This window comes from Aquibacillus salsiterrae (assembly GCF_028416595.1).
In the GTDB taxonomy this organism is placed as follows: domain Bacteria; phylum Bacillota; class Bacilli; order Bacillales; family Amphibacillaceae; genus Aquibacillus_A; species Aquibacillus_A salsiterrae.
Genome location: NZ_JAMQKC010000028.1, coordinates 1 through 12,977, shown reverse-complemented (window position 1 = coordinate 12,977; position 12,977 = coordinate 1). Strand labels below are relative to the sequence as shown.

Annotated in this window: 10 protein-coding genes; all 10 read left to right on the top strand. The window is 38.3% G+C overall.

Going from position 1 to position 12,977, the window contains the following annotated elements:
• Window positions 1–78: 78 nt before the first annotated feature.
• The 10 genes from NC799_RS16440 (at window position 79) to NC799_RS16395 (ending at window position 12,392) form a co-directional block, all read left to right on the top strand.
• Window positions 79–1,008, top strand: coding sequence for a carbohydrate ABC transporter permease (locus NC799_RS16440; RefSeq protein WP_272447531.1), 930 nt, complete (start codon window positions 79–81; stop codon window positions 1,006–1,008).
• Window positions 1,009–1,043: 35 nt separating this feature from the next.
• Window positions 1,044–1,856, top strand: coding sequence for a carbohydrate ABC transporter permease (locus NC799_RS16435; protein ID WP_272447530.1), 813 nt, complete (start codon window positions 1,044–1,046; stop codon window positions 1,854–1,856).
• A 235-nt stretch (window positions 1,857–2,091) separates the two neighbouring features.
• Window positions 2,092–3,816 (top strand): ABC transporter ATP-binding protein, encoded by a 1,725-nt coding sequence (locus NC799_RS16430; RefSeq protein WP_272447529.1) that lies wholly within the window; start codon window positions 2,092–2,094, stop codon window positions 3,814–3,816.
• Complete coding sequence (locus tag NC799_RS16425) at window positions 3,813–5,633, top strand: ABC transporter ATP-binding protein (protein ID WP_272447528.1); 1,821 nt, start codon at window positions 3,813–3,815, stop codon at window positions 5,631–5,633. Before NC799_RS16430 ends, NC799_RS16425 begins: the two co-directional genes overlap by 4 nt.
• A 168-nt stretch (window positions 5,634–5,801) precedes the next feature.
• Complete coding sequence (locus NC799_RS16420; protein WP_272447527.1) at window positions 5,802–6,314, top strand: RDD family protein; 513 nt, start codon at window positions 5,802–5,804, stop codon at window positions 6,312–6,314.
• Window positions 6,315–6,679: 365 nt separating this feature from the next.
• Window positions 6,680–7,348 carry an SGNH/GDSL hydrolase family protein gene (locus tag NC799_RS16415; protein ID WP_272447526.1) on the top strand — a complete coding sequence of 223 codons (669 nt, stop codon included), beginning with the start codon at window positions 6,680–6,682 and terminating at the stop codon, window positions 7,346–7,348.
• A 259-nt stretch (window positions 7,349–7,607) separates the two neighbouring features.
• Window positions 7,608–8,609, top strand: coding sequence for a signal peptide peptidase SppA (gene sppA, locus NC799_RS16410; RefSeq protein ID WP_272447525.1), 1,002 nt, complete (start codon window positions 7,608–7,610; stop codon window positions 8,607–8,609).
• A gap of 15 nt (window positions 8,610–8,624) precedes the next feature.
• Window positions 8,625–9,086 carry an RDD family protein gene (locus NC799_RS16405; protein ID WP_272447524.1) on the top strand — a complete coding sequence of 154 codons (462 nt, stop codon included), beginning with the start codon at window positions 8,625–8,627 and terminating at the stop codon, window positions 9,084–9,086.
• Between the two features lie 566 nt (window positions 9,087–9,652).
• Window positions 9,653–10,969: a transposase gene (locus tag NC799_RS16400; RefSeq protein ID WP_272447523.1), complete on the top strand. Its 1,317-nt coding sequence runs from the start codon at window positions 9,653–9,655 to the stop codon at window positions 10,967–10,969.
• Between the two features lie 217 nt (window positions 10,970–11,186).
• On the top strand, window positions 11,187–12,392 hold the full coding sequence (locus tag NC799_RS16395) for an IS1380 family transposase (RefSeq protein WP_272447522.1): 1,206 nt from the start codon (window positions 11,187–11,189) through the stop codon (window positions 12,390–12,392).
• Window positions 12,393–12,977: the final 585 nt, after the last annotated feature.

The following is a 12,977-nucleotide window of genomic DNA, read 5'->3' as shown; positions in this document are numbered from 1 at the left end:
AATGAGTGAGAGACTAAAACTTCTCTTTTAGTCTCTCTATTTTTATAGGAAAAGAAAAAAGACTATAGGGGGGGTAACATGTCAAATCTGGAGTTGAATACAAAGGTTGAGCCTAAAAGAACTAAAAAGAGACATGTAACATTAAAGCAACAAAAGTATATCTTCATTTATAGTTGTCTGTTTGTACCGGTCGTCTTTTTTTTATCGATCCGCTTACTTCCGATGCTATACACGTTTAATGTTGGCTTTCATGAATGGAAAATCTTATCGCCTGAGCAGCCGTTTGTTGGACTTTCAAACTATACATCCTTATTTCAAGACGAAGTATTTCTCCGTGCACTACAAAACACTGGTATATATGTACTTGTTGGTGTAATTGGGCAAATGATTTTAGGTTTAATTGTTTCCTTACTACTGCAACGAGTTAACCGGTTTGTTGGTTTATTTCGTGTCATTTATTTTATCCCTTACATCACGAGCGCGGTTGCAATTAGTTGGATTTTTAAATGGATTCTTATGAACAATGGCATCTTAAACAATATATTACTTAACCTTGGGTTTGAAAAGCAATTATTTTTGCAGGACCCAAATCAAGCAATCTATTTAGTAATCGGAACTATAATCTTTCAAGGACTTGGCTTTCAAATCGTCATTTTTCTAGCGGGGTTGGAAAATATACCGAACATGTTTTATGAGGCGGCTGACATTGATGGGGCAAATGGTTGGCAGAAATTAAGCAAAATTACACTTCCGTTGTTAAATCCAACCATTGTCTTTTCAGCAGTTATTGCTACGATAAGTTTCTTGCAATCTTTTACACAAATTGAAAACATGACAGGTGGAGGGCCACTAAACTCAACGATGACGATTGTGTATTACATTTACGAGTTAGCCTTTCAAAAATTCGAGATGGGTTATGCTTCCGCTGCAACAGTTATCCTATTCTTGATTATTTTTCTCATTACATTATTCCAAATGAAAGTACTTACTAAGCGCTTTGATTATTAATTACAATACGAATAGAATGGGAGGTTAAGAGAATAATGAAAAAAGGTTGGAAAAGCTTTCTCGTCTATTTCCTACTTACTGCCGGATCGCTAATCATGCTCTTTCCTTTTATATGGATGATCTCCACATCATTTAAACTACCACTAGAAGTGTTCACATTGGATATCATCCCGGAAAATCCAACGATCCAAAACTATCAAAAAATTATTGGGGACACATTATTTTTAAAATGGTTCCTAAACAGTTTAATTATTGCAATTATTACTACGCTCAGTGTAGCGATTTTTGACACGTTGGTAGGTTATATTCTTGCCAAATTCTCTTTCCCAGGTAAAAACATTATCTTTGTTGCTATTTTAAGCACGTTAATGATCCCAACTGAGATGTTGGTTATTCCTTGGTATATGATGTCAACGGAGTTTGGTTGGGTCGATAGTTATTGGGGCATTATGTTTCCAGGGGTTATTTCAGCATTTGGTATTTTTTTAATGCGCCAGTTTATGGAATCCATCCCTGATGATTTGTTGGATGCTGCACGAATTGACGGTATGCGTGAATTTGGTATTTTTGTAAAGGTTGCAATTCCTCAGGTGCGACCAGCATTATCGGCACTTTGTATATTTTCCTTCTTAGGAAACTGGAATGCATTTTTGTGGCCCCTACTTGTTATCGAGTCAACAGGGATGCGTACACTACCGGTAGGCCTTGCCTTTTTCTCGAGTGAAAATCAAGAGTACTGGGAACTAATTATGGCGGGCGCTACCATCTCCGTCATCCCACTAATCATTGTTTTCTTGTTCTTCCAAAAACAAATAATTAAAGGAATTGTCCTAACGGGAATGAAGTGATAGGTAACTAGTGGAATAAGGTGATGATCGACAAGTGCAATAGGCTACTTGTCGATTTTTTAATAGATAAGAAAGTTGTTCGAATGATAGAATAGAATTTTTTGCGATTAGTCGGTTAAAAACATTGTTGTTTTAATCAAAGGCTCGAAGTAAAATAGAAGAGAACTCTTGTTACCATTTTGTTCCAAACATTTAGATTAGTAATATTGACTAAAAAAGAAAAGAGTGTTCCACTATGCATACTGTTTTAAACTATTTAAAGCCCTATAAGTGGCTGATTGTTATTGTAATCGCTCTAACGCTAGCGGGCACCTTGTTTGAGTTGTATATCCCAACGTTAATGGCAAACGTAGTTGACATTGGGATTGTCAATTCAGATATTGCTTACATCCTAATGACTGGTGGCATGATGTTAGTATTGAGTATTTTAGCGATTATTGTCACAATAACTAGTAGTTATGTTTCTTCTAAAATCGCAGTCGGGTTTGGTAGAGACGTCCGGCGTGGATTGTTTGTTAGTGTAGAGCAGTTCTCGGTTGAAACGATGAATAAATTTGGACCGGCGTCGCTCATTACGAGAACAACTAATGACATTAAGCAAGTCCAAGATGTTTTGCAAATGCTGTTAGGGATGGCAACCCGAGCACCACTAATGCTAGTTGGTGGGATAATCTTAGCGGTGAGCCGTGAACCGAAACTAAGCTTGATTTTTCTTGTTGCTTTACCGTTACTTGTAATAATCATTGCCCTAATTAACAAAAGAGCGATGCCCCTTTTTGCTATCCTCCAAGAGAAGACAGATCGCTTAAATTTAGTAATAAGAGAAAGCTTGACTGGAACGCGTGTCATTCGTGCCTTTAACCAAGTGAGTTACGAAAAAAAGCGGTTTAACAAGGCGAATGAGGAGTTCCGAGACACAGGGATAAAGGTTAATCAAACGATGGCATTGCTGTTTCCTTTTTTGCAAATTATTATGAACTTGACGAACATTGCAATTATCTGGTTCGGAGCAATTCGAATTGATCAAGGTATGACACAGGTTGGGAATATGATGGCCTTCTTACAATATGCATTAATGATCTTTATGGCATTTGTGATGCTATCGTTTGCCTTTATGATGATTCCGCGTGCCCAAGCATCTGCCAAACGAATTGGTGAGGTTTTACAAGAAGAGGCAACAGTCAAAGACCCTGACGAATCTAGTAAACAGGTAACACCAAAAGGCCATATCCAATTCAAAAATGTTTCGTATCGCTATCAAGGAGCAGAGAAAGCTGCAGTTGAAGCTATTTCATTTGAGGTAATTCCTGGTCAAACAACTGCAATTATTGGGAGTACTGGCTCAGGAAAATCAACACTCGTCCAGTTGATTCCACGTTTTTTCAATCCCGATGAGGGGCATGTCCTAGTCGAAGGGATTGATGTCCGCGAGTGGAAACAACACGAATTACGCGCAAAGATTGGCTATGTCCCGCAGAAAGCTTCCTTATTTAGCGGGACGATAGCGGAAAATATCCGACTCGGTAAAAAAACGGCAACAGAAGCTGAAATCATCGAAGCACTTACGATTGCCCAAGCGCTTGAATTTGTGCAGGAAAAGGAACAAGGAATTGATACTGCGCTCAATCAGGCTGGAGCCAATTTATCTGGCGGTCAAAAGCAACGTTTGTCAATTGCGCGAGCACTTGTTCGTAACCCAGACATCTTTATTTTCGACGATAGTTTTTCCGCGTTGGATTATAAAACAGACGCGAAATTAAGGCGGATGTTAAAGGAAAAAATAGAGGCAACCATCATTATTGTCGGCCAGCGGATTAACTCTGTCATGGACGCGGACCAAATAATTGTGTTAAACGAAGGGAAAATTGTTGGGATAGGGACGCACGATTATTTGAAAGAAACAAATACTGTTTACCAAGAGATTATCGAATCACAAAAAATGGAGGGAGAAGTATCATGAGTGAAAAAGAAAAAATTGTTACTTCTCCAAACGGACAGAACCAGCTTAACAAACCTAGAGATGTTAAAGGAACATTTATCCGTCTTGCACACTACTTAAAACCTGATTGGAAAATCCTAATCGTGGTTGTGATTGCTAGCATTATTTCGACCTTATTTAATGTGTATAGTCCAAAGGTGTTAGGGAATGCAACCACTTCTATATTTGATAGTGTAACGACCAATACAGCGGTCAATTTTGGCTATCTTGGTCAACTAGTAATCTTTTTAATCGTGCTTTATATCCTGTCATCGTTATTTTCATTCTTGCAAGTGTATTTAATGGCCGGAGTTTCGCAGCGAGCAGTTGCCTCACTACGAAAAGAGGTTAACAATAAATTGGCTAAACTGCCGACACGTTATTTCGATCAGCATTCGCATGGAGACCTATTAAGTAGAGCTGTCAATGATATTGATAATATTAACAATTCATTTCAGCAAGGGTTAACGCAAATCATTACTTCTGTTGTAACGGTTGTCGGAATTATTGTAATGATGCTTGTGATTAGTCCGTTATTAACCATTGTCTTTGCCCTTACGATTCCGCTTAGCTTTGTGATTATTCGCTTTATTTTTTCAAAATCACAAACGTTTTTCAAGCAGCAACAAAAAGGCCTTGGTAAACTAAACGGTCATGTGGAAGAAATGTATTCTGGCCATCAGATTGTTAAGGCTTATAGCTATGAAGCGCAGTCGATTGCCCGGTTTGATGAGCTGAATGAAGATTTATATAAAGTTAGCCAAAAAGCACAGTTTATCTCAGGAATTATGTTCCCGTTGATGAATTTTGTTGGGAACTTAGGCTTTGTATTTGTCAGTATATTGGGTGGGGTCTTTGTGCTGAATGGTAGTATTTTGATTGGTAATGTACAAGCGTTTCTCCAATATTCCAAACAAATAACCCAACCGATGATGCAGGTCGCAAGTATTGCAAATATGATTCAGAATGCGCTTGCGTCTGCTGAACGTGTTTTTGATTTATTAGACGAGGAAGAAGAACAGAAAGAGACAGATGCTCCTGTCGATTTAGATGCTATCAAAGGAAGGGTAACCTTTGAACATGTCAGTTTCGGCTATGAAGCGGACTCGTTGTTGATGAAAGATATTCATCTTGATATTAAAGCAGGACAAACCGTGGCCGTCGTTGGTCCAACTGGAGCAGGGAAGACTACGTTAATCAATCTACTGATGCGATTTTATGATTTAACTAGTGGTCGAATATTAATTGATGGGATTGATTTAAAACAATTATCGAGGGAGCAAGCACGTAGTTTATTTGCGATGGTACTGCAGGATACATGGTTATTTCATGGAACAATCCGTGAAAATATTGCCTATGGAAAAAAAGAAACGACTGATGAAGCAATCAAACAAGCAGCAGGTGCTGCGTATGCCGATGATTTTATCCGAAAACTACCTGATGGATATGACACAGTTTTAAGCCAAGATGCAACCAATCTTTCGCATGGTCAAAAACAGCTGCTAACGATTGCAAGGGCAATAATCTCAGACCCTAAAATACTAATTTTAGATGAAGCAACAAGTAGTGTCGATACACGAACAGAGCTTCATATTCAAAAAGCGATGAACAGGTTAATGGAAAATCGAACAAGTTTTATTATTGCGCATCGCCTGTCAACAATTAAAGATGCCGACTTGATTTTGGTGATGAATCATGGGGATATTATCGAACAAGGCACGCATCACCAGCTTCTTGAACAAAATGGATTCTACGCCGATTTATATTTTAGTCAGTTTGAGGTAGCGGATGCGAACTAAAATGATAGTAGGATTTGATTTAATAGGGCCAGGTATAACGATTTGTATACCTGGCCCTTGGTCTGTTTTTAGGTTTGGGACAAGAAAGCAGCCCCGTGTTTCGTTCCCTTTTTACATTATTTTTAGGGTAAAGGAAAAAACAGCCACACAGTAACGATGTAATCTTTCATGATATTTGATAGTATTCATAAAATAGGAATGATTGAACAATGTTCGCATATGGTAAAATATGCTAAAAAATTGAAAAAGGAAGAGGGTGTCTACTTGAATGTTAATAATCCAGCTGGTTTTTGGAACAGATTTGGTTCTGCTTTAGTTGACGGGATTATATTAAGTATTGTGATCAGTTTAATTTCGGCTATTGTTTATGGTGGCTTTAAAAATGAAGGCTATAATCCGATTGATTTACTTTCAGCACTCTATTACTTGATTGTACCGGTTATTTGGTCGGGCTATACGATTGGAAGAAAAGTAGCGGGCAATCGAATTGTTAAATTGGATGGAAGTAACGTTACAATTGGTACAATGTTAATGAGATATTTAGTAGCTGGTTTTGTTTACATTATTACCTTTGGAATCGCATTCATTTGTAGTGTTTTCATGGTGGCGATTAGGGAGGATAAGCGAGCGGTTCATGATTTCATTGCCAAAACCTATGTAACGAAAAATACGCCTGAGTAAAATGCAATGGAAAATGAATAGCAGAAATACAATAAGAAGTTTTAAGCACGTGAATGAAGGATAAAATAATTCACGTGCTTTTTCATGTGAGCTATGAATCATTTTGTGAAAATAACACGCTAGTATAGACGTCATGCTATCCGGCCCGGACGTCTTTGGCGTTTGTTGTAATGTTTGAAGCCATTAGTGTGCTGTTTGTTCGCTTGTGCCGTGAACACTTTAAGTATTTAATCTAGGAGATAATTGGTCCATAGTTTCTCTGTATTACGACTATTTAAAAAAATGGAGAGCCTTTCCATGTTGCCTGACTGTTGGGTTGGTTGTAAAATAGAGGGAAGTTTATTAGTTTAGGAGGCTGTTAAAATATGAAATTAAAGCAGGGTCAAAAATTATTGTTTATTGGGGATTCGATTACAGACTGTGATCGAGCAAAGCCTGAAGGAGAGGGGCTATTTGGTGCATTAGGCAATGGCTATGTATCACTTGTAAGCGCATTCCTCACCTCGACGTATCCGGAATTAGGAATTCGTGTTGTCAATAAAGGGATATCGGGAAACACGGTTCGCAATTTAAAGGAAAGATGGCAAGCGGATGTGGAGGACCAAAAACCAGATTGGTTGTCGATCATGATAGGGATCAATGACGTTTGGAGACAATATGATACGCCGTTTATTAAAGAAAAACATGTGTACATCGATGAATATATGGAGACGTTAAGCAATTTAGTTAAAGAAACTAAACCCAACGTTGAAGGGTTGGTGTTAATGACGCCATACTATATCGAGCCAAATCCAGCAGACTGGATGCGGAAGTCGATGGATCAATATGGTGCTGTTGTTCGCCAGGTTGCAGAAGAAAATAATTGCTATTTTATTGATACACAGGCTGTGTTTAACCATGTATTAGAAAACCTTTATCCGGCATCACTAGCATGGGACCGAGTTCATCCAAATGAATCAGGACATCTTTTACTAGCCCGAGCTTTCCTAAACGAAATAGGATTCAGCTGGGACAAAGGAATAGGTGAGCAATAACTAATCCATCAAAATAAGGGGAGGGACAATAAACAGTCCTCATGTCCCATATAAAGCTTGGAGATAAAACGTATCGGAAAACTGGATGTTGTCAATACTCATAGAAGTATAGAAAGCTGGAACGACATGCAGTACCTATCCCCCTTAAGGTCAAATCGAGCCCGTCTGTGGCAAAAACCGCCACGTCAGGGCTTGTCTTATGCCTGTCTTAGTCTATCAAGGCGCTTACGCTTTTCTTACTATGAAATGGAGGGTTGATATGAGTCGAAAAAGATGGGTTGCATTAGCGATAGCTGTGACATTGTTAATTGTTTCAGTGGTGTTACAGGCTTCTGCTAGTGTAGCAACGACTGATTTTGAGTCGGTATTTAAGATGGAAGATCTCGATGATGATATAAGTGAAAAAGTGATAGAGAAAGGGTCTACTACTAATAAAATCGCTGTGCTCAATTTAAATGGAGTGATTCAAGAAGCATCGGCAAGCAGTGTAATCAACACAAGCTCCTATAACCACAAACGGTTTTTGGACATGCTTGACAAAGCGGCAGAAGACCAGAATGTGAAAGGAATCGTATTACGCGTCAATACCCCTGGTGGTGGTGTGGTCGAAAGTGCTGAAATTCGTGATAAAATAATCGAAATTAAAGAGGAATATAATAAGCCTATTTATGTTTCAATGGGTAATACTGCGGCATCTGGTGGTTATTACATTTCCGCACCAGCTGACAAAATTGTTGCACATAATGCAACGATTACTGGTTCAATTGGTGTGATTATGGAAAGCTTTAATTTTGCAGAATTTGCGGATAAACAGGGGATAGATTTTAATACGATAAAAAGTGGACCATATAAGGACATCATGTCAATGTCACGCGAAATGACGGAAAGTGAACGAGAGATTTTACAAACAATTGTAGATGACATGTACAACGATTTTGTTCAAGTAATTGTCGAAGGACGAAACATGCCTGAGGAGCGGGTGCGTGAGCTTGGTGATGGTCGAGTCTATACCGGAAAACAAGCAAAAGAAGTCGGCCTCGTCGATGAACTTGGTTCCTTAGATGACACCATTGCAATGATGACAAAGGAACAACAGCTAAACAATCCGCAAGTTGTTGAATATGAACAAGGATTTGGTTTTCAACAATTTTTTGGTGGTACAATGAAAAGTTTGTTTGGTTCAGAAACTGATTTGATTGGCATTAAAGATTTACTTCGCGAAAGCAATGGACCAAAGGCGATGTATTTATATTCCCAATAAGGAGGAGGTGTCGGAATGAGTGAACAGCTTGTAGAGCATATCGAAGAACCAGCTAAAGTAAGATATGCAGGATTTTGGATGCGCTTTTGGGCATATTTGGCTGATTTACTAATTGTATTTAGTTTAAACGGCATCCTGCTTCTTCCATTTCGCTTTATTAATGAGGGAGAGGTAATAGATATTGGTCTGCTTACTGCCACTGGCATGTTAAGTGCGGTCATCTTTTATGTGTACTTTCTTTTCATGACAAAAATGTTTCATCAGACACTTGGAAAAATGATTTTTGGTCTAAAAGTAGTTAGGGAGGATGCAGCGCCTCTCACATGGATGGACCTCTTTTTTCGAGAGGTGGTAGGAAGATTCTTTCATCGTGTCTTTGCTATTACTACTTTACTGTATATTATTGTTGCCTTTAGTGACCAAAAGCAGGGGATTCACGACATGGTTGGCAATACTCGTGTTGTACTAGTTGAATAAGTAGTGTAGGTTTCCATTTCGGGGTTATGCTAGTATTTGTCGAAGGGTAGAGGGTGCCTCTGCCCTTTCCTGTTGCTGTCCAGGATGAAAAACAATGATAAATGGCTATCCATCCATATAATTTCGGGTATTCGGATTAGCGTGTGGAAACCTTTATTATCCGATTATGATAAGTAAAATTTCAAATAGATATTGTGAGGAATCAATTTTTTTATTTATCCTAGATTTCGAAAGCAATATCTAAAAAAAGAATAAAAAAGTGCTCCAACCTTTGGTAGAATAGGGTTACTGAAGTCCAAATCAGCCAAAGAAAGGAGCACCTTTTGGTGAATAATTATAACACATTTCAAACGAGTATTGGAAGGGTTTCTATCGAACCCACATTGGAACATGCAACTTCGTATGGGGGCATTTTGCCTCTCCTTGATTACCTCGAAAAAATCAATATAAGAGCGTGTTCAAAAAGCCCCTACTATCTTCAAAAATAAAAAATGCACCTTTAGCGAAATATGGTAAAATTGGAGTGACAAAACAACCAAAAATACCAGTTTGCGAGGTGCATTTTCATGGAATTACAATTGGAACTAATTCCTTTCCACTATTATAACACACTCGGGTTTGATGTTGAACTCATAGATTACATAGATCATGTAGACGATTCCATTTTATTAGAGAAAATCAAACCACTTTATAAGTACGGCGGTCGTCCTCCTGTGGATCCGAGGGTATACTTTCGGATGCATTATTTGTATTTTACTTGCCCAGAAGTTACGTCTTTTCGAGAATTATGCAGACAGCTCGTAGAACCCAAAAATCAAGCTTGGCGCAACTTCATTGGCACACCAAACATAAAGGATGTGCCTGCTCACAGTAGCTTAAGTCATTTTCGTAAATATGTTACACCAGAGTTGTTTTATGAAATATTATTTAATCTCATTGGTCAAGCATTAAAGTTGGATGACTTTTTACAACCAACGCTTGCTGGCATTGATTCTAGGTCAGTTTATGCACTTGTGAATGGATATAAAAAGAAACGCTGTAACTGCGAAAATAAAGAAACTTGCGATTGTGAGAAAACATATTCGGATCCCGACGCCAAAGTGGGGTTTCAACGTAACAAGGCAAATCAAAACAAGTTTTTTATAGGGTATCGTAAACACTCTATCGTATGTCCTACACCAACGGGGCCCATCGTACTTTTGTCCATCATTCTGCCACCAGATACCGCTGACATCGATGTTTTACTTCCATTGGTTGAAAAACTCAAGCAAATTGGCGATCTAAAGATAGACTACCTTGTGGCTGATTTAGGCTATTTCAGTGCGGAAGATCAGGCAGCATCCTTGTTGGAACACGATGTAGCAGTAGTAACAGACTTTAAAAAGAATACGGTCGTTCCAGAATCATGTTCCCCAACAGGAAAACCCGAATGCGAGGAAGGTTATGCTTTGCTCTGGGACGGATTTGACAAAGAGACCAATACGTCCTGGTTTAATGGTGATGAAACCAAATGCATATCTTGTCCCCTTCAGGGAACTTGCGACAAGCAGTTTGGATTCTCATTTAAAGAAAATCCATTCTTTTATGGACCTGTACCACAAGGTTCCGAATTGCAGGATGAAATGCTTCGTTTTCGAAAGCAAGTAGAACTGGCATTTGCCCATGAATCCAATCAATTAGATTCCGTCTTGCGTCATAAAAAGGTGCCCGTAAAGACAACTGAAAAAGTACAATCGTTTTTCATCATGAGAGATATTTTTCGCCTGATTAAACGTATCATCAAGCATGTCAGGGCCACAGTCTGGCCTAGCAATCATGTTGAAAAGATAAAGGGATTACAAAGGCAGCAGGTCGAACAAATATCATTACCTTTGGTTGTCTAAATTTCATCTGATTTCGGATAGTTTCTTTTTTTAAAAAGCTATTTATGTCCAAGGGGGAAGTATGCCCTTTTTCAGGTATTAGTTAAATGAAAATTCAGTTAATTATACTGCCTTCTAATGATTTTACTTTCATTTCCAATTATGGAAGTATAGTCGGATATTGCTATACTCATTTTTTGTTTAAGAGGGTACTTTTTGAACATCCTCTATAAAGAGATTGTTAGAGGCGAGCCTTTCGATAAAGAAACAAAATGGTACATATCCATTATCAGATGTATCTTTAGCACTTATTTTAGGCCGGTTGTTAGGGCTAGACCGCATCTCCCACTTTGAAGATATTGAAGAGGAAACTTTGCTAAAAAGGTTTTTCAATTGGGATAAACTACCTGATTACACGACCTATTATAATGACCTTAGGCGTTTTAAATCCAACGAAGATTTAAAGGGACTAGAAGACACGAATATGGCTCTAACCCAGCGCATTTTAAGTGATCAAGATCGGGTTATTCTTGACTTCGATTCTACGGTTAATACCGTCTACGGAAATCAACAAGGGGCTGAAGTCGGTTACAATTCACATAACCCAGGGAAGAAGAGTCTTCATCCTCTCTTAGTATTCGAAGGTCGAAGTCGCTTATGTTTGTATGCCGAGCTACGAAATGGTAAAGCTTACACCTCAGATGGCAAGGTTGAAGCTGCTATCGAATCATTAAGGCACATCCCATCAGGTGCATCCGTTATGGCCAGATTTGATAAGGGATTTCCAAATGATGTACATCTAAGTTTTTTTGAGGACTACCGCGATCTAGATACTGGAGTTCCAAAGGAAATCCTTTACGTAGGAAAGTTAAAGTTATTCAAATCTCTAGTGAAAAAAGGGCTGGAAAAGAAGTGGTGCCGTGTGTATGAAGGTACGAAATTTATTGAGTGGACAGAGATAAATCATCGTGCCCAAACTTGGTCTAGGTCACGCCGCATTATTCTCATACGAATGGCGGAAGCATCTGATTTTGAAGAGCCATACTTAAGTGAAGAATTCCTTTGGGAATACCAAGCAATTGTCACAAATATGACCGATTCAGGCGACGAAATATGGCGATTTTACAACCATCGAGCATGCATGGAAAACTACATAAAAGAGGCAAAAAACGGATTCGGAGCTGACCATGTGTCGGGTGAAGAATTTTATGCGAACTTCGCCGACTTATGGTTGAAAATGATTGCTTATAATATCCTTATTTTGTTTTGTAAAGAGGGTTGTGAGGAAGCGTTCTCGTCTTATACGATTTCGCGATTTAGGCGAACATTCTGGGAAATTCCAGCTATTCTAGTTACACATGCAAGACAATGGAAACTCAAAATCAGCAATACATTTACTCGTTTTGATAGTTGGCTAAAATGCTACAGAAAATTCAGCAATTAGAATGATAATTACCAGTTAAATATTTCCAAAGAAGCCTCTTAAATGGGGAGGGGGAAGTTACAGGCATTTTACAAAAACATAATAAAAATTGGAGTTATTGCACCCATTTATGTAAATAATATCCAATGATTTAAAAACAAGGTCTGTGGATAAGTTGATTTATCCACAGACTCGAAATTCAGGTTTATATAAGATAAAACGTGATAACTAATTATAAAATTAGCCAAGTTAACTCTGTCCTTCATTTAAAAGTGTAATTGGTTGGTTCCTTACTCTCGGTACTAAACAATTAAGCATTTTTCTATACTTTTTCAACAAAATTTCTTTACCATCTAAAACGATTATTATTGTTGATAGTAAGAGGTTCCTGATAGAGAAAAATCACTTTGGTTCCTTTTTCTATATGAACCAAAAGTAAAATGCAAATAATAAACATACAATGTATTTGTTGTAAAAAGAAGGTAACTATTCAGGTACTCAGAAAAAACGCATGGCAAAAAGGGGTGCGGAGCACCCCTGAAAAATAATTGTAATTAGAGAGGTAAGAAAGGCTTTCCCTCTAGTGCTGCTTCGATCCCCTTCATG

Coding starts and splice junctions, on each gene's coding strand:
- NC799_RS16440 (WP_272447531.1), top strand. CDS start 79: ATGTCAAATCTGGAGTTGAATACAAAGGTTGAGCCTAAAAGAACTAAA.
- NC799_RS16435 (WP_272447530.1), top strand. CDS start 1,044: ATGAAAAAAGGTTGGAAAAGCTTTCTCGTCTATTTCCTACTTACTGCC.
- NC799_RS16430 (WP_272447529.1), top strand. CDS start 2,092: ATGCATACTGTTTTAAACTATTTAAAGCCCTATAAGTGGCTGATTGTT.
- NC799_RS16425 (WP_272447528.1), top strand. CDS start 3,813: ATGAGTGAAAAAGAAAAAATTGTTACTTCTCCAAACGGACAGAACCAG.
- NC799_RS16420 (WP_272447527.1), top strand. CDS start 5,802: ATGATATTTGATAGTATTCATAAAATAGGAATGATTGAACAATGTTCG.
- NC799_RS16415 (WP_272447526.1), top strand. CDS start 6,680: ATGAAATTAAAGCAGGGTCAAAAATTATTGTTTATTGGGGATTCGATT.
- sppA (WP_272447525.1), top strand. CDS start 7,608: ATGAGTCGAAAAAGATGGGTTGCATTAGCGATAGCTGTGACATTGTTA.
- NC799_RS16405 (WP_272447524.1), top strand. CDS start 8,625: ATGAGTGAACAGCTTGTAGAGCATATCGAAGAACCAGCTAAAGTAAGA.
- NC799_RS16400 (WP_272447523.1), top strand. CDS start 9,653: ATGGAATTACAATTGGAACTAATTCCTTTCCACTATTATAACACACTC.